Genomic DNA, 16,827 nt, shown 5'->3' with positions numbered 1-16,827 from the left:
GGAACTCAGCGCGGCAACCGCAGCGGCCGCGCCTCGAAGATGGTCTCCATCGAGAAAACGCCCGTGACGCGTTCCAGATCCATGTCGCGTGTCAGCGCCTTGTAGCACTGGTCGTAGCCCGCCATCGAGGTCGTCACCAGCTTGGCCATGTAATCCCATTCGCCGCCGATGCGGTGCAGCTCGGTGATCTCGGGGATGGATTCGACGCGGGCGCGGAACCGCCGCGACCAGGCGTCGTCGTGATGGCGGGTGCGGATCATCACGAAGACCGTCAGGTGCAGCCCTGCGGCGCCTGCGTCGATCACCGCGCGGCTGCCCTTCAGCACCCCGGCCTGCTGAAGGCGCTGCAACCTGCGCCAGCAGGCGTTCTGCGACATCCCGACGCGTTCGGCCAGGTCGCGCTGCGACACGCTGCCATCCTGCTGCAGGACGGACAGGATGCGGTGGTCGATTTCGTCAAATCCGGGCGTCTTGTCGTTCATGCGACCCGATATACCCGCATCCTGCATCGAAAACGAAATCAATTCTGCGGCCGGACCGGGTCATGCTTCGGGACGAGACATGGAAGGAAGGCCCCGATGGACATCTTCGACAGGCTGCACGCGATCGCCGGACCCGCCGACAGGCTGCATGAACAGGTCATCGGCCACGACCTGACGATCGAGGGGCCGTTCGGGCCGAAGCGCATGATCTATGCCGATCACGTCGCTTCGGGCCGCGCGCTGATGCCGATCGAGAAGCTGGTCATGACCGAGATCCTGCCCCGCTATGCCAACAGCCATACCGAGGCCAGCCTTTGCGGCTCCGCCATGACCGCCATGCGCCGCGCCGCCCGCGCGCAGATCCTGCGCTGCACGAACGGCACGGCGGATCACGCGGCGATCTTCTGCGGATCGGGGGCCACGGCGGGGATCAACCGGCTGGTGCAGCTGCTGGGCGCGGGACCAGGCAGCCGCGTGATCATCGGCCCCTATGAACACCACTCGAACATCCTGCCCTGGCGCGAAAGCGGCGCCGAGGTGATCGAGCTGCCCGAGGGTGCCGCGGGCGGCCCCGACAGGGTCGCGCTGGCACAGGCGCTGGACACGGGGATGCGCTGCATCGTCTCGATGTCGGCGGCGTCGAACGTGACGGGCGCGATCGCCGACGTGGCGGGCATCACGCGCATGGTCAAGGCGGCGGGGGCGGCGATGGTCTGGGACTATGCCGGGGGTGCGCCCTATCTGCCCATCGACATGGGGCTGGGGATGGATGCGGTCGTGACCTCGCCGCACAAGTTCCTGGGCGGGCCGGGCGCATCGGGCGTGATGATCCTGCGCCGCGACGCGGTGCGGATCGCGCGGCCCAGCCTGCCGGGTGGCGGCACCGTGCGCTTCGTTAACGCCGCGGGCCACGACTATGCCGCCAATGTCGAGGCGCGCGAGGAAGGCGGCACGCCCAACGTGCTGGGCGACATCCGCGCGGGGCTGGTCTTCGCGCTGAAGGATCGCGTGGGCCAGCGCTTCATCGACGACCGGAACGCGCGATGGCTGGAAAAGGCGCGCGACCTGGACGCCGTGCCGGGGTTGGCGATGCTGGGCCGCCGGGACGTTCCGCGCCTGCCGATCCTGGCCTTCCGCGTGGCGGGCGCGCATCAGCAATTCGTCACGCGGCTGCTGTCGGACCTGCGCGGCATCCAGGCGCGGGGCGGCTGCGCCTGCGCGGGCCCCTATGTCCACCGGCTGCTGGGGATCGACGATGCGCAATCGGAACGGCTGCGGCAGGCGATCCTGTCGGGCGCCGAGATCGAGAAGCCGGGCTTCACGCGCCTGAACCTGTGCTGGGCCGCCCCCGAGCCCGAAATCGACGCCATCCTGAACGCGCTTCGGCAGCTGCCGCAGGACGCGCTGCGGCACCGCGACGCCTATCGCCCCGATCCGACGACGGCGATCTTCCGTCCCGCGGCCTAGGCCGGGGGCGGACGCTTGCGCACGGGGGCGGGCTGGCGCGACAGCTGGACCGCAAGGATGCCCACCATGATGATCGCGACGCCCAGAAGGTCGCCCGCGCCAAGGGATTCGCCCAGCAGCAGCGCGGCGATGGTCACGCCGAAGAACGGGCTGAGGAAGTGGAACGTCGCGGCCCTGACCGCGCCGATCCGCCCCACCAGCAGGAACCAGATCCACGTGGCCAGCAGCCCCGGCACGATCACGGTATAGGCGAAGGCCCCGACAAGGCGCGGCGTGATCGCCACGTCCCAGGTCTCGGCAAAGGGCGCGATCATGGCCAGTGCCGCCGCGCCCACCAGCATCTGCAGGCCCACCACCATCATGACGTTGCCCCCGCCGCTGGCGCCGCGCACCGTCAGCGTCGCGACCGCCAGGGCCAGCGCCGCGACGAAGCCCATCGCGATCCCCATCGGGTCGCTGCCGCCCGTAAGACGCGCCCCCATGATGATGCCGACCCCCAGAAGGCCCAGAACCAGCCCCCCGATGCCCAGGGGACGCAGGCGCTCGCCCAGCCAGATCCAGCCCAGCAGCGCCACCATCAGCGGCATGCTGGCCGCGATGATCGAGGCCAGCCCGGCCTCGATCCACTGCATCGCCATCCAGTTCAGCCCCAGGTACAGCGCGTTCTGGCACAGCCCCAGCACCACCACCGCGCGCCATTGCGCCGGGCTGAGCGCGCGCCAGCTTTCGCCCATCGCGCGCGCGATCGCCACGCCCACCGCGCCCGACAGCGCGAAACGCAGCGCCAATGCAGTCAGGGGCGGGGCCTCGGTCACGATCATGCGCGTCGAACTGAAGGCCGAGGCCCACATGATCGCGAAAGCGACACCCATCAGGATTGCGCGGAAATCCATGCCCTGCCCCGTATCTTGCACATGCTGCACGAACGGCTAGCAGAGCGTCCCCTGCAAACAAAGCGCAAAAAAGGGGCCGTGCCAGCGGCACGACCCCCGAAAGACAAGGCCGTAAGGCCCCGCGGGATCAGCTGTTGACGCTGTCCTTCAGCGCCTTGGCGATGGTCACCTTGACCGACTTGTCGGCCGGCTTGGTGATCATTTCCTGGGTCTGCGGGTTGCGGACCTGGCGCTCGGGGCGTGCGCGGCAAGCGATCTTGCCGATGCCCGGCAGGGTCACGGCACCACCGGCAGCGACTTCGCGGGTCACGATGGTGACCAGCGCGTCCAGCGCGGCACCTGCCGATTTCTTGTCCGAACCCATTTCTTCGGCCAGCGTAGCGACGAGCTGCGTCTTGGTCATCGGTTTGGCAGAAGCCGTAGCCATGTTCTGTCTCCTCTTGCCCTGTTGCTCCGGGCCACAAAATTACCGCCTTTTTAAGGCATATCGCCTGCTACACACGGTTTTCACGGGTAGATCAAGCCTTTTTCGCCGGACGCGCGAATTCCCGCGTTTGCTGGCGAATTGACGCCCGCCTACAGGAACGCCGTCTCGCTGAAGGAGCGAAGCTTACGCGAATGGATGCGTTCCAGCGGCATGACGCGCAGCTTCTCCATCGCGCGGATCCCGATCAGCAGGTGATTGGCGACCTGCGTGCGATAGAAGTCCGTGGCCATGCCCGGCAGCTTCAGTTCGCCGTGCAGCGGCTTGTCGGAAACGCACAGAAGCGTCCCGTAGGGCACGCGGAACCGGAAGCCGTTGGCGGCGATCGTCGCGCTCTCCATGTCCAGCGCCACGGCACGCGACAGCGACAGGCGGTGGACCGGCCCCGACTGGTCGCGCAGTTCCCAGTTGCGGTTGTCGATCGTGGCCACGGTGCCCGTGCGCATGATGCGCTTCAGCTCGTAGCCTTCCAGGCGCGTGACCTCGGCCACGGCCTCCTGCAGGGCGACCTGCACCTCGGCCAGGGCGGGGATCGGCACCCAGACGGGCAGATCGTCGTCCAGGACGTGATCCTCGCGCAGATAGGCGTGGGCCAGGACGAAATCGCCCAGGGACTGGCTGTTGCGCAGCCCCGCGCAATGGCCGACCATCAGCCAGGCATGAGGGCGCAGCACGGCGATATGGTCGGTCGCGGTCTTGGCGTTGGACGGCCCCACCCCGATATTGACCAGCGTGATCCCCTGCCCGTCGGCGCGTTTCAGGTGATAGGTGGGCATCTGCGGCATCTTGGGCAGCGCGCTCAGCGCGTCGTCGGGGCCGGTGATCTCCTGGTTGCCGGGGGCCACGAAGGCGGTATAGCCGCTGTCGGGATCGGCCAGCACCTTGCGGGCATAGGCCTCGAACTCGTCGACATAGAACTGGTAGTTCGTGAACAGGACGAAGTTCTGGAAATGCTCGGCCGCGGTCGCGGTGTAATGCGACAGGCGCGCCAGCGAGTAATCGATGCGCTGCGCCGTGAAAGGCGCAAGATACTGGCTGCCATCGGGCATCGGGCCGGCCATGCCGTTCACGATGTCGTCGTTCATCGTGTTCAGGTCGGGCACGTCGAACACGTCGCGAAGCGAGAATGCAAGCACCCCTTCCTGCGGCACGGCAAGATCGCTCTGGGCGGCGGCGACGGCGAAATGCACGGGCATCGGCGTGTCCGAGGGCTGCACCGTGATCACCACGCCGTGGTTCTTCATCAGCAGCCCGATCTGTTCGGTCAGATAGTTCTGGAACAGGTCGGGACGGGTGATCGTGGTCGCGAAGCTGCCGGGCGCCACGACATGGCCGAAGGACAGGCGGCTGTCGATCTTGCCATGGGTCGGCACGACCATGCGCAGCTCGGGATAGAAGGCGCGATACCGCGCCTCTGGGGTCTCGCCGCCCAGGATGCGCGTGAAATGCGCCAGCAGGAACTCGGTCGCCTGGTCATAGAGCGCGCGCAGATGCGCCACGGCCTGCACCGGGTCGCTGAAATCGCGGGGGGCTTCGGTCGGGGGCGTCTCGATGGGCAGGAAGCGGGAATCCGTGGTCATTTCATCGTCCTTCTGATTGCCCCGACCCTGCCGGAAGCGCCTGCGGCAGGCAAGCGTCTGGCGCCGCTTCGCGCGGCCCGTTACGTTGGCGTCATGGAAATGCTCGTCTTCGGTCACGGCTATTCTGCCGGCTATCTGACGCCCCTGCTGACGGCACGGGGCTGGAACGTCACAGGCACCACGCGCGAACACCCCGAAAGGGTGGCGGCGGCGGGCGCGCGTCCGCTGGTCTGGCCGGGGGACGAGGATGGCGTCCGGCAGGCCATCGCGCGGGCCGACGCGATCCTGGTGTCGGCGGGGCCGGGGCCGGACGGCGATCCGGTGCTGGCGCGGTTCCGGGTCGACCTGGCGCAGGCGCGGCCGCGCTGGCTGGGATACCTGTCCACCACCGGCGTCTATGGCGACCGGCAGGGCGGCTGGGTCGACGAGGACAGCGTGCTGGACGGGTCCGGCCCGCGCGGCCAGGCCCGCATCCGCGCCGAGGCCGACTGGCAGGACCTTTCGCGCGAAAACGGCCTGCCGCTGCACATCTTCCGGCTGGCCGGGATCTATGGCCCCGGTCGCGGCCCCTTTGCCAAGCTGCGTCGCGGCAGCGCCAAGCGCACGGTCAAGCCGGGGCAGGTCTTCTCGCGCATCCATGTCGAGGATATCGCCCAGGTGCTGCTGGCCTCGATCGACGCGCCCGACCCGATCGGGATCTACAACCTGTGCGACGACCAGCCCGCCCCGCCGCAGGACGTGATCGCCCATGCCGCGATGCTGCTGGGCATGGACCCGCCGCCGGAAATCCCCTTCGAGGAGGCCGCCCGCGACATGTCGCCCATGGCGCGGTCCTTCTATGCCGACAGCAAGCGGGTCTCGAACGCGCGGATCAAGGAACGGCTGGGCGTCGCGCTGAAATATCCGGGCTATGACAGCGGCCTTCGCGCGATCCTGCGCGCCGAGGGCTGAGCCGTTGCGCCGCATTGCCTTTGCCCCCCGCCCGTGACTAGATCGCGGCCATGAAACGCTTTGACATCCTGATCGCCGGGGGCGGGCTGAACGGCCCCACGCTGGCCATTGCCCTGGCGGGTGCCGGGCTGTCCGTGGCCGTGGTCGATCCGCGCCCCGCGACGGCGCGGGCCGATGCCGCGTTCGATGGTCGGGCCTATGCGCTGTCCATCGCCTCGACCCGGCTGCTGGGGGCGTTGGGGCTGTGGACGGATCTTGCGCCCAAGGCGCAGCCCATGCGCCAGATCAAGGCGTCCCAGGGTCAGCCCGGATCGGGCGCGGCCCCCTGCTTCCTGCATTTCGACAGCGCCGAGATCGAGGAAGGCCCCGTCGGACACATGCTGGAGGATCGCTTCCTCTATGCCGCGCTGCTGGCGGGGATGGACGGGCGCGTGACGCATCTGGACGGGCTGGCCGTCACGGAACAGGCGGCGGATGCGACCGGCGTGACCGCGACCCTGTCGGACGGGCAGCAGATCCGCGCGGGCCTGCTGATCGGCGCGGACGGGCGCGGGTCGGGCGTGGCCGCGCGTGCGGGCATCGCGCGGCGCGGCTGGGGATACGGGCAGACCGCGCTGGTCGCGGCCATCGACCACGACCTGCCCCATGAGGGCATCGCGCATCAGTATTTCATGGCGACCGGCCCGCTGGCGATCCTGCCCCTGCCGGGCAATCGCAGCAGCGTCGTCTGGTCCGAAACCGACGCCAATGCCCGCGCCATCGCCGCCCTGCCCGATGACGAATTCATGGCCGTGCTGCGCCCGCGCTTCGGCGACTTCCTCGGGCCGATCGGCCTTGCGGGGGCGCGCTTCAGCTATCCCCTCAGCCTGTCGCTGGCCGAAAGCTATGTCGCGGAACGGGTCGCGCTGGTGGGGGATGCGGCGCATGGCGTGCATCCCATCGCGGGCCAGGGTCTGAACCTGGGGCTGCGCGATGTCGCGGCCCTGGCCGAGGTGCTGGTCGAGGCCCTGCGCCGGGGCGAGGATATCGGCAGCATCCTCGTCCTCGAACGATACCAGGGATGGCGGCGCTTCGATGCGACCGCGCTGGCGCTTGGCATGGACGGGGTGAACCGGCTGTTCGCGACCGACAACCCGCTGATCGCGGGGCTGCGCGGGGCGGGCATGGGCATCGTCGGCGGCATTCCGGGCCTGCGCCGCCGCTTCATGCGGCAGGCGGCGGGGCTGGCGGTCGATCCGATGCCGCGCCTTCTGACGGGCAGACCGCTTTAGGCGGTTCACAGGCCCGACCCTTTCGGGCAGAAGCGCGCCTGAACGCGATGCGAAGGGGGCGGCATGGCCGAGGATCTGCAGGAATTCCTGACCGGACTGGACGCGGAGATCCGCGCGATGGGCGATTGGGGCGCGGTCGCGGACTATATCCCCGAGCTGGGCCGCGTGGCCCCCGACCAGTTCGGCATCGCCGTGGCCCTGCCCGACGGGCGCGTGCTGACGGCGGGAAAGGCCGCGCAGCCCTTCTCGATCCAGTCGGTCAGCAAGGTCTTTGCACTGGCCTGCGTGCTGGGCCGCATCGGCGAGCAGCTGTGGCTGCGCGTCGGGCGCGAGCCATCGGGCGACCGGTTCGACAGCATCCTGCTGCTGGAACAGGAAAAGGGCCGCCCCCGGAACCCCTTCATCAACGCCGGTGCGCTGGTCGTCACCGACGAGCTGCTGACGGGGCGCACGCCCCGCCAGGCCCTGTCCGAGGTCCTGAGCTTCGTTCGCGCCGCCGCCGAGGATGACGACATCCACATCGACAAGGCCGTCGCCCGATCCGAGGCCGAGAACGGCCACCGCAACACCGCGCTTGCGCATTACCTGCGCAGCTTCGGCAACCTCAACAACCCGCCCGAGCACACGACCGGCACCTATTTCCACCAATGCGCCATCGAGATGAGCTGCATCCAGCTGGCCCGCGCGGGCCGGTCCATCGCGGGGCTGCCGAACGCGCCGCAGATGCTGTCGCCGCGCAAGGCCCGCCGGATCAACGCGCTGATGCTGACCTGCGGTCAGTATGACGGGTCGGGGAACTTCGCCTTCCGCGTGGGTCTGCCCGCAAAATCGGGCGTGGGCGGCGGGCTGCTGATCATCGCGCCGGGACGCGCCAGTATCGCGATCTGGTCGCCGGGGCTGGACGGCTGGGGCAATTCCAAGATGGGCACGCTGGCAGCCGAGAAGCTGGCCGAGTTCACCGGCTGGTCCGTCTTCGGCTGAGAGGTCCTCGGCTTGGGATCAGGCCGCCAGCATCTGTCGTGCGGTCTGCAGATCCGCCAGCAGTTCGGCGCGCGCGACAGGCGCGCGGTCGGGCGGCAGGCGCAGGATCAGGCTGGGATGCCAGCTGACCAGCACCGGCCCGCCATCCAATGCGCGCTCCACCCCGCCCCGTCGCGGCGTCAGCGCCGAGCTGTCGCCCGTCAGCGCCCGCGCGGCCGTCGCGCCCAGCGCAAGGGTCAGGCGCGGCTGCACGAAGCGGCGTTCCAGGTCCAGCCACCAGCGGCAATGCTCGATATGGCCCCCATCGGGGTTCTGGTGCAGGCGCCGCTTGCCCCGCGGCTGGAAGCGGAAATGCTTGACCGCGTTGGTCAGCCAGGCGCGGTCGGGATCGATCCCCGCCTGCCCCATCGTGTCGCGCAGCAACTGGCCCGCGGGGCCGACGAAGGGCTTGCCCTGCAGGTCCTCGTGATCGCCCGGAGCCTCGCCCACGATCATCAGCCCCGCTTGCGGATCGCCCTGCCCCCAGACGGTCTGAGTCGCGGCATGGCACAATTCGCAGCGCGTGCAACGTGTGGCCTGTTCGCCCGCCTGTCCCAGCGACTGCGGCACCGCATCGTCGGGCGCCTGCCTGATCCGCGCCGTCACCCGCGCGGCCCGCGTGGGCGCGATGGATGCCCCCGCATCGGCCATGGCCTTCACCCGGCGCGGGGCGTCGTTCAGCATCTCGGGGATCAGCCGCGTCTCGGGCAGGTTCTTCCAGTATTTCACCGGCATCTCGGACCGCATGGCATTGGTCTTGATGCGGGCCGGGTTGAAGATGTTGGCGAAATAGGTCTGCCACAGCCCGTGGCTGGCATCGTCGGGCAGGTCGGGCCGCGCGGCGGGCGGATCGAAGGACACCGGCCCGCCCATGAAGCGCGCGATCCCTTCGGGGGTGGCGATCAGCCAGTCCATGTCGGCAAAGCGCTTGGCGAAAAAGGGCGTCCCGGCCTCGAGGATGGGGTGTTCGGGTTCGAACCACGCCCCGAAGCTGCGGCGCGGACCGTCCGAGGGCAGTTCGTGGAACCGCACGAAGGCATGCATCTTGTGGATGTCGCGGCGCACGGATTTGGCCATGCGGGACAGGCGGTCCTGCAGCGGGTCGGCGGGGTTCGACAGGAACCCGCGATCGTTCTGCAGCCGCATCAGCGCGGAATAAAGCAGGGCGAAGCGTTCGGGATCGGAATGGCTGGCCACCTGCCGCGCAAGATCCAGGAAATCGCGCGACGCGGTGACGGGGGCATCGCCGGGTGCGGGCATGGGATCGGCGCCGAACAGGTCCGCCGGCGCATCGGGATCGCCCCAGGTCACGTCGCCGGGCGCAATGCGCGCGCTGGCGAGGATGCGCGCCGCGTCGCGCCATGCCTCGAACCGACCGAAGCGCGGCAGGCTGGCGCGGATCATCAGAACAGGCTCAGCTGTTCGGGGGCGGGGGCGAAGCGCGCGCGCAGCCCGTCGCTGTCGGTCAGCGCGCCGGGATGCCAGTCGGGCAGCGTCACGAAGGGCCGCGCCTTGGACATGATCGCCCCCATGCGCAGCAGGTCGCCGTACCGCACCGCTCCGTTCCGGCGCGCGGCAAGGATGCGTTGCACCGTCTTGGTCCCGAAGCCCGGAACGCGCAGCAGCATCTCGCGCGGGGCGCGGGTCACGTTCACGGGGAAATGCGCGCGATTGGCCAGCGCCCAGGCCAGCTTGGGGTCGATGGCCAGATCCAGGTTGCCCGAGGGATGCGCGGCGCCGATCTCCTCGGCGTCGAAGCCGTAGAAGCGCATCAGCCAGTCGGCCTGGTACAGGCGATGTTCCCGCATCAGGGGCGGCTTGATCAGCGGCAGCACCTTGGACGCGTCGGGAATGGGCGAAAAGGCCGAGTAGTAGACCCGCTTCAGCCGATACCCCGTATAGAGATTGGCCGAGGTCCGCAGGATGTCGCGGTCCGAGGCCTGATCGGCCCCCACGATCATCTGCGTGGACTGCCCGGCGGGCGCGAAGCGTGGGGGGCGCTTGCCGGTGAAAGACTTCTCCTTCGCGGCCTCGCGCGACAGGCGCAGGTCGGCCATCGTGGCGCGGATCGTCTCGGGGCGCTTCTCGGGGGCCAGCCTGCGGATCGAATCGTCCTGCGGCAGCTCGATATTGACCGACAGCCGGTCGGCATAGAGCCCCGCCTCGGCCACCAGTTCGGGCGAGGCGTCGGGGATCGTCTTGAGGTGGATATATCCCTTGAAGCCGTGATCCACGCGCAGCATCTTCGCGATCCGCACGATGTCGCCCATCGTCTGGTCGGGGCTTCGGATGATCCCCGAGGACAGGAACAGCCCCTCGATCATGTTGCGGCGATAGAATTCCAGCGTCAGGGTCACCACCTCCTCGGGCGAGAACCGCGCGCGTTCCACGTTGCTGCTGACCCGGTTGATGCAATAGGCGCAGTCGTAGATGCAGAAATTCGTCATCAGGATCTTCAGCAGGCTGATGCAGCGCCCGTCGGGCGTATAGGCATGACAGATCCCGCTGCCGCCCGCCGACCCGATCCCGCCCGAGCGCGAATCGCGCCGCGTCGTGCCGCTGCTGGCGCAGGAGGCATCGTATTTCGCGGCATCCGACAGGATCGCCAGCTTGTCCTGAAGCGTTTTCGTGACCATGCCCGCAAGATACGTTCCCTTTACGTTCCCTTCAACTGCGACGAAAGGCTGCATCCGGTGGGAACCCTCACATCCGCGCGAGTGTTGCGGGCTGCGGCCTTCCTGCAGACGTGATGTGCAGACCGCACAGGAAAGGATAAGATCAGCGTCATGAACATTCGCTCACTCGCTCTTGCGCCCGCCCTTCTTGTCGGTCTTGCCGTGCAGGCAATGGCCGCGCCGATCTCCTTGTCCGAGATTTCCCGCTATCTCAACGGGCTGACGACCGTGACCTCGGACTTCACCCAGGTGAATCCCGACGGCACCGTGTCCACCGGCACCGTCTATATCCAGCGGCCGGGCCGCGTGCGGTTCGAATACGACAACGACAACACGCTGGTGCTGGCATCGGGCGGGAACGTGGCGGTGTTCGATTCGAAATCGAATGGCGGGCCGCAGCAATACCCGCTGTCGCAGACCCCGCTGTCGATCATCCTGGACAGCAACGTCAACCTGGGCCGTCCGGGCGTCGTGACCGGCCATACCGAACAGAACAACGGCACCATCGTCGTGGCGCAGGATCCCCAGCATCCCGATCACGGCAACATCCAGATGGTCTTCACCCAGCCGACCGAGCTGCGCCAGTGGGTCGTCACCGATGACAGCGGCCAGAAGACCACCGTCATCCTGGGCGAGATGCGCAAGGGCGGGTCGATCCCGTCGTCGCGCTTCTCGATCCAGAACGAGATGGGCCGCCGCTGATATTGCAGCCATACAATCGCGCGATTGACCCCGCCTGACGCAACAGCAAACCTGTGGCCCTGATCCTGGGGGCCACAGCCATGATGACCAAATCCTCGCTGCTTACGCCGGTGCTGATCGGCGGTTCGCTGATTCTGCTGATCAACTTCGCCATGCGCGCAAGCTTCGGCGTCTTCCAGATCCCCGTCGCCGCCGATTTCGGCTGGCCTCGCGCCGAGTTCAGCCTGGCCATCGCCATCCAGAACCTTGCCTGGGGGATCGGTCAGCCGATCTTCGGGGCGCTGGCCGAACGATGGGGCGACAGGTGGGCGATCATCCTGGGCGCGATCCTCTACAGTGCGGGTCTGGTGCTGACGGCCTTCGCGACCACCCCCCTGGGCATCCAGGCGCTGGAAGTGATGGTCGGCTTCGGCATCGCAGGCACGGGATTCGGTGTCATCCTGGCCGTGGTGGGCCGCGCCGCCAGCGACGAGAACCGCAGCCTTGCGCTTGGGATCGCGACGGCGGCGGGGTCGGCGGGCCAGGTCTTCGGCGCCCCCGTGGCCGAGGTCCTGCTGGGCTTCTATGCATGGCAGACGGTGTTCATCATCTTCGGCGTGGTGGTACTGTCCACGATGGCCTTCCTGCCGATGCTGGGCGGGGGCCGCCCGGCAAGCCCCTCGGCTCTGGAGGAGAGCATGGGCAGCGTGCTGCGCCGCGCCTTCCGCGATCCGTCCTATCTGATGATCTTCGTGGGGTTCTTTTCCTGCGGGTACCAGCTGGGCTTCATCACCGCGCATTTCCCCGCGATGATCACCGAGATGTGCGGCCCGATCTCTCCCTCGGGGATGCTGGCGGACCTGGGGATCACGACGACCTCGGCGCTTGGGGCGATCGCGATCTCGTTGATCGGGCTGGCCAATATCGGCGGCTCGATCATGGCGGGGTGGCTGGGCAAGCGATACACCAAGAAATACCTGCTGGCGGGCATCTATGCGATGCGGACCATCGCCGCGGCGGCCTTCATCCTGTCGCCCATCACGCCGGGCAGCGTCATCGTCTTCTCGTTGGTGATGGGGGGGCTGTGGCTGGCCACGGTGCCGCTGACCTCGGGGCTGGTAGCCTATATCTACGGGCTGCGCTACATGGGCACGCTCTATGGGTTCGTGTTCCTGTCGCACCAGATCGGGTCCTTCCTGGGCGTCTGGCTGGGCGGCACGCTGTATGACGCGACGGGCGACTACCAGCTGGTCTGGTGGATCGGCGTGGGCGTCGGCGCGTTCAGTGCACTGATCCACCTTCCCGTGCGCGAGGCGCCCATGCGCATGGCCGCCCCCGCCTAAGACCCGAAAGGCCGCAGATGACCGTCCACACGCCCCACGACCACCGCATCGCCGTCCGCTACCAGCAATCCTCGGCCGAGGTGCGCGCCCTGCAGCGGCAATGCTATGCGCTGGCCACGCTGCGCCTGCGCGACGCGGTGGACCGGGCGGGCGGCGGCAAGGGGCTGGCCATCGTCAGCGACATCGACGAGACGATCCTGGACAACAGCGCCGTCATGGCGCTGTCGATGGAACATCACGACCGCATGGACCACGTGGACATGTGGAAGTCCTGGGAACGCGACGGCGACCCCCACCTGATCCCGGGCGCCGCCGATTTCCTGCACCTGGCCGACAGCCTGGGGGTCGCGATCTTCTACCTCTCGGACCGGTTCGAGGAGAACAAGCTGGCGACCATCGCCACGCTGTCGCGCCTGGGCCTGCCGCAGGTCTCGGATGCGCAGGTGCTGCTGTTCGGCCCGCCCAAGGCCGACCGCCGCGCAAGGATCGAGCGGGATCACCGAATCGTCCTGCAGCTAGGCGACACGCTGCACGATTTCGACGGCATGTTCGCGGGGGCCACGCTGGACGACCAGCACCGGCTGGCACACGATCACGCGGATCGCTTCGGGCAGGACTGGATCGTCTTCCCGAACGCCGCCCACGGCACCTGGGTCGAGGCCGAGCTGCGCCCCTGGCGCCGCCCTTAAGCGCCGTTGCCCGCGGCATGGCCGCCCTGCTATAGGGGCGGCACGCAGCCGGTATCGGCTTCACCGCCCCAACCGACCGACGCATGACCCAGCACCCCCCTTCCCGCGACCGCATCGCAGCCCTTGTCGTCACCCATCAGCGGCTGGCCAAGCTGCAGCCCACGGTGACGCGCCTTCTGGCCGAGGACCTGGACGCGATCGTCGTCTTCGACAACGCGTCCGACGACGGCACGGTCGAATGGCTGCGCGGGCTGGACGACCCACGCCTGCATGTCATCGCGCATGACCGCAATACCGGCGGTGCGGGCGGCTTCGACATGGGCCTGCGCGACATCGTGGAACGGCTGGATCCCGACTGGGTGCTGATCTCGGACGATGACGGGCGCCCGATGCCCGGCGCGGTGGCGGCCTTCCGCGACATGGATCGCGACGGCTGGGACGCGGTGGGCGCCGCGGTGCTGACCCCCGAGGGCCAAGTCTGCGAGATGAACCGCCCCTATCGCAACCCGTTCTGGCGCCTGCCGGAATTCCTGCGCACGCTGCGCGCGGGTCGGCGCGGGTTCCACCTGGACGACGCGGCCTATGACAGCGACGCGGGAACCATCGCGGTGGACATGGCCTCGTTCGTGGGGCTGTTCCTGTCGCGCCGCGCGATCCGGCAGGGCGGCTATCCCGACCGGCGGCTGTTCATCTATGGCGACGATCAGCTCTATACGCTGCGGCTGCGCAGGCGCGGGCTGCGGATCGGGTTCGCGCCGGCGATCCGTTACGAACACGACACGACCTCGATCGCGGCGGGCACGCTGCGCCTGACGCCGATCTGGAAGGTCTATTACATGTATCGCAACGCGCTGCTGGCATACCGCGTGGCGGCGGGGCCGTGGTTCTGGCCCCTGCTGCCGCTGCTGGCGGTCAAGTGGCGCAGGATCGCGCCGCGATACGGCGACGAATCCGCAACATTCCGCCGCCTGCTGGGCATCGCCATGCGCGACGGGCTGCGCGGACGGTTGGACAGGACCCACCCCGAGGTTATAGCGATCGCATCGGGCACAAGCCCACGCGAAGCGGAGTCAGGACGAAGCGGATGAAGATACTTCTTGTAGGGGCGGGCCTTTCGGGTGCCGTGATCGGGCGCGAGCTGGCCGAGGCCGGGCACGAATGCCGCATCATCGACGCCCGCGACCATATCGCCGGCAACTGCTACAGCGAGCGTGACGAGGATACCGGCGTCATGGTCCATACCTACGGGCCGCACATCTTCCATACCGACGACGAGGGCGTGTGGGATTACGTCAACCGCTTCGCCAGCTTCATGCCCTATCAGAACCGGGTCAAGTCGACGACGCAGGGCGCGGTCTATTCGCTGCCGGTGAACCTGCTGACGATCAACCAGTTCTTCGGCCGCACCATGCGCCCCGAAGAGGCCCGCGCCTTCATCGAATCCAAGGCCGATACCAGCATCGACGATCCCCAGACCTTCGAGGAGCAGGCCCTGCGCTTCGTCGGCCCCGAACTGTACCAGGCCTTCTTCAAGGGCTATACCGAGAAGCAATGGGGCTGTTCGCCGACGGAACTGCCCGCCTCGATCCTGAAGCGCCTGCCGGTGCGCTTCAACTATGACGACAACTACTTCTTCCACCGTTTCCAGGGGATGCCGGAACACGGCTATACCGCGATGGTGGAGGCGATCCTGGATCACCCGAACATCACGGTCGAGCTGGGCACCACCTACGACCCTGCCATGGCCGAGGATGCCGACCACGTCTTCTGGTCCGGCCCGCTGGACGGGTATTTCGACTACAAGCTGGGGCGCCTGGGCTATCGCACGCTGGACTTCGAACGGTTCACCCACCAGGGCGACTACCAGGGTTGCGCGGTGATGAACTATGGCGATGCGGACGTGCCCTATACCCGCATCACCGAGCACAAGCATTTCAGCCCCTGGGAAAGCCACGAGGGCAGCGTCTGCTATCGCGAATATTCCCGCGCGGCCGAGCCGGGCGACACGCCCTACTATCCCATCCGCCTGGTCGACGAGAAGGCGATGCTGGCGCAATATGTGGCACTGGCCGAGGAGACCCCGAAGGTCACCTTCGTCGGGCGTCTGGGCACCTACCGCTATCTGGACATGGACGTCACCATCCGCGAAGCGCTGGACACCGCGACCGCCTTCCGCAACGCCGAAGGCGCGCTATCGTCCTTCCTCGTATCGCCGATTTAAGTGTTCAGTCCGGGCATTGGGTGGGTCGGATCGATGATGAGTCCTTCGGGCTCTGATTTCCAGGTTTTTGTAGGTGCATGCGTAGCTGATCATGGCTGTCGTAGTGGAAGCGTTTGACAGTCTGACCTGCCACTGAACTTTCATCCAGCCGCGACCGAAGCCCGTTGGTCATTTACGCCCTTCGGCGTGTGTTGAGCGTTCACCCAGCGCGCGGAGCTTTCATGTTGCGCAGCGGGGCGGGTGATTGCGGTTGCTAGGTGCAGAGCGAAATCTGCTGGGGTCTGGTATCCGAGCGCCGAGTGCTGCCGTTCGGTGTTGTAGTCGATGACCCATTCCGCGATCAGAATGCGCGCGTGGGCGATGTTGCGAAACAGCGTCTCTTTCAGGAACTCGTCCCGCATTCGACCGTTGAATCTTTCCACGCAGCCGTTCTGTATTGGCTTTCCCGGCGCGATGTAATGCCATTCGTCTTCTGCGCGGCGCACCATCTCAGGATCGCATTCGAGGTCAGTTCGGCCCCGTTGTCCGAGACAATCATGCCGGGCCTACCGCGGCGCTCGATCAGGGCTGTCAGTTGGTGCGCCACGCGGCCGCCCGAGATCGAGGTGTCAGTCCTCTCGCTGGGCCGGACTCTAGTTGCAGTTGGAGAAGAAATCCCGTGGCAGGTCAGTTCGTCTCCTTGATGGTGCGGTTCATCCGCTCGACCTGGCGGTCCTTCGGGGAAGCGATCCCATGGATCGTTTCCTCATCCTCGGAACTTCAGGGATGCCGGGACTGAACAAGCCGGTGCTCAATCCCGCTCGGCCACTGTCGTCGGACCATGTATGGATGGCCCCTTGGCAAGAGCTTTGTTTGATCTGGCATCTGGTCGGTCGCGGCCATGTATACGGCGTCTAAGATGCAGCGAGTTTACAGCTGCGCGCCCTGATGAAGTCAGCCGGCGGTCGGGTCCCTATCAATGGCGCGCGCTCGGAGGCGCTCCGGTCCGAACTGGGTGTCCAATTCCGCTGTGTTACCGTCGCTTTGCCATCACCTCACGACTCGCGCCTCACCATCTCAAAGCCTTGCCG

General features: G+C 67.5%; 15 protein-coding genes and 1 pseudogene. 9 read left to right on the top strand and 7 right to left on the bottom strand.

The window, feature by feature from the left end; translation table 11 throughout:
• Window positions 1–5: 5 nt before the first annotated feature.
• A complete protein-coding gene (locus F804_RS0114310) occupies window positions 6–482 on the bottom strand; it encodes an Lrp/AsnC family transcriptional regulator (protein ID WP_022708436.1) in 477 nt (158 codons plus the stop codon).
• Between the two features lie 96 nt (window positions 483–578).
• Here F804_RS0114310 and F804_RS16615 point away from each other — a divergent pair, with 96 nt between their 5' ends.
• Window positions 579–1,949, top strand: a complete 1,371-nt coding sequence (locus F804_RS16615; RefSeq protein ID WP_022708435.1) for an aminotransferase class V-fold PLP-dependent enzyme — start codon at window positions 579–581, stop codon at window positions 1,947–1,949.
• On the opposite strand, the gene F804_RS0114300 is transcribed toward F804_RS16615, so the two are convergent.
• The 3 genes from F804_RS0114300 to F804_RS0114290 all read right to left on the bottom strand — a co-directional run bounded on the left by F804_RS0114300 (window position 1,946) and on the right by F804_RS0114290 (window position 4,906).
• Window positions 1,946–2,842 carry a DMT family transporter gene (locus F804_RS0114300; RefSeq protein ID WP_022708434.1) on the bottom strand — a complete coding sequence of 299 codons (897 nt, stop codon included), beginning with the start codon at window positions 2,840–2,842 and terminating at the stop codon, window positions 1,946–1,948. The two genes, F804_RS16615 and F804_RS0114300, sit on opposite strands and share 4 nt — an antisense overlap.
• A 127-nt stretch (window positions 2,843–2,969) precedes the next feature.
• Window positions 2,970–3,269 carry an HU family DNA-binding protein gene (locus F804_RS0114295; RefSeq protein ID WP_028726023.1) on the bottom strand — a complete coding sequence of 100 codons (300 nt, stop codon included), beginning with the start codon at window positions 3,267–3,269 and terminating at the stop codon, window positions 2,970–2,972.
• A gap of 149 nt (window positions 3,270–3,418) precedes the next feature.
• Window positions 3,419–4,906 carry an AMP nucleosidase gene (locus F804_RS0114290; protein ID WP_022708432.1) on the bottom strand — a complete coding sequence of 496 codons (1,488 nt, stop codon included), beginning with the start codon at window positions 4,904–4,906 and terminating at the stop codon, window positions 3,419–3,421.
• Window positions 4,907–4,999: 93 nt separating this feature from the next.
• On the opposite strand from F804_RS0114290, the gene F804_RS0114285 reads away from it, so the two are divergent.
• The 3 genes from F804_RS0114285 (at window position 5,000) to F804_RS0114275 (ending at window position 8,109) form a co-directional block, all read left to right on the top strand.
• The gene (locus tag F804_RS0114285) at window positions 5,000–5,857 is read left to right on the top strand and encodes an SDR family oxidoreductase (RefSeq protein WP_028726021.1); all 858 of its coding nucleotides are present in this window, start codon (window positions 5,000–5,002) and stop codon (window positions 5,855–5,857) included.
• A 50-nt stretch (window positions 5,858–5,907) separates the two neighbouring features.
• Complete coding sequence (locus F804_RS0114280) at window positions 5,908–7,128, top strand: UbiH/UbiF/VisC/COQ6 family ubiquinone biosynthesis hydroxylase (RefSeq protein WP_022708430.1); 1,221 nt, start codon at window positions 5,908–5,910, stop codon at window positions 7,126–7,128.
• Between the two features lie 63 nt (window positions 7,129–7,191).
• Window positions 7,192–8,109 (top strand): glutaminase, encoded by a 918-nt coding sequence (locus tag F804_RS0114275; RefSeq protein WP_022708429.1) that lies wholly within the window; start codon window positions 7,192–7,194, stop codon window positions 8,107–8,109.
• 18 nt (window positions 8,110–8,127) lie between these two features.
• On the opposite strand, the gene F804_RS0114270 is transcribed toward F804_RS0114275, so the two are convergent.
• Window positions 8,128–9,552: a UdgX family uracil-DNA binding protein gene (locus tag F804_RS0114270; protein WP_022708428.1), complete on the bottom strand. Its 1,425-nt coding sequence runs from the start codon at window positions 9,550–9,552 to the stop codon at window positions 8,128–8,130.
• Entirely contained in the window at window positions 9,552–10,784 is a 1,233-nt protein-coding gene (locus tag F804_RS0114265; RefSeq protein ID WP_022708427.1) for a putative DNA modification/repair radical SAM protein, read from the bottom strand. The genes F804_RS0114270 and F804_RS0114265 overlap by 1 nt, the downstream gene beginning before the upstream one ends.
• A gap of 150 nt (window positions 10,785–10,934) precedes the next feature.
• Between F804_RS0114265 and F804_RS0114260 the strand changes: the two genes are divergently transcribed.
• The 5 genes from F804_RS0114260 to glf all read left to right on the top strand — a co-directional run bounded on the left by F804_RS0114260 (window position 10,935) and on the right by glf (window position 15,757).
• Window positions 10,935–11,525 (top strand): LolA family protein, encoded by a 591-nt coding sequence (locus F804_RS0114260; RefSeq protein ID WP_022708426.1) that lies wholly within the window; start codon window positions 10,935–10,937, stop codon window positions 11,523–11,525.
• 83 nt (window positions 11,526–11,608) lie between these two features.
• Entirely contained in the window at window positions 11,609–12,847 is a 1,239-nt protein-coding gene (locus F804_RS0114255; protein WP_028726019.1) for an MFS transporter, read from the top strand.
• 17 nt (window positions 12,848–12,864) lie between these two features.
• Window positions 12,865–13,536: a 5'-nucleotidase, lipoprotein e(P4) family gene (locus F804_RS16610; RefSeq protein WP_022708424.1), complete on the top strand. Its 672-nt coding sequence runs from the start codon at window positions 12,865–12,867 to the stop codon at window positions 13,534–13,536.
• Window positions 13,537–13,619: 83 nt separating this feature from the next.
• Window positions 13,620–14,624 (top strand): glycosyltransferase, encoded by a 1,005-nt coding sequence (locus F804_RS0114245; RefSeq protein WP_022708423.1) that lies wholly within the window; start codon window positions 13,620–13,622, stop codon window positions 14,622–14,624.
• On the top strand, window positions 14,621–15,757 hold the full coding sequence (glf, locus tag F804_RS0114240) for a UDP-galactopyranose mutase (RefSeq protein WP_022708422.1): 1,137 nt from the start codon (window positions 14,621–14,623) through the stop codon (window positions 15,755–15,757). The genes F804_RS0114245 and glf overlap by 4 nt, the downstream gene beginning before the upstream one ends.
• Window positions 15,758–15,897: 140 nt before the next feature.
• On the opposite strand, the pseudogene F804_RS0114235 reads toward glf, so the two are convergent.
• Window positions 15,898–16,367, bottom strand: a pseudogene (locus F804_RS0114235) (integrase core domain-containing protein); the annotation flags it as partial.
• Window positions 16,368–16,827: the final 460 nt, after the last annotated feature.

Origin of the sequence: Paracoccus zeaxanthinifaciens ATCC 21588 (assembly GCF_000420145.1) — a bacterium.
In the GTDB taxonomy this organism is placed as follows: Bacteria; Pseudomonadota; Alphaproteobacteria; order Rhodobacterales; family Rhodobacteraceae; genus Paracoccus; species Paracoccus zeaxanthinifaciens.
This window is presented reverse-complemented; position numbering and strand designations above follow the sequence as displayed.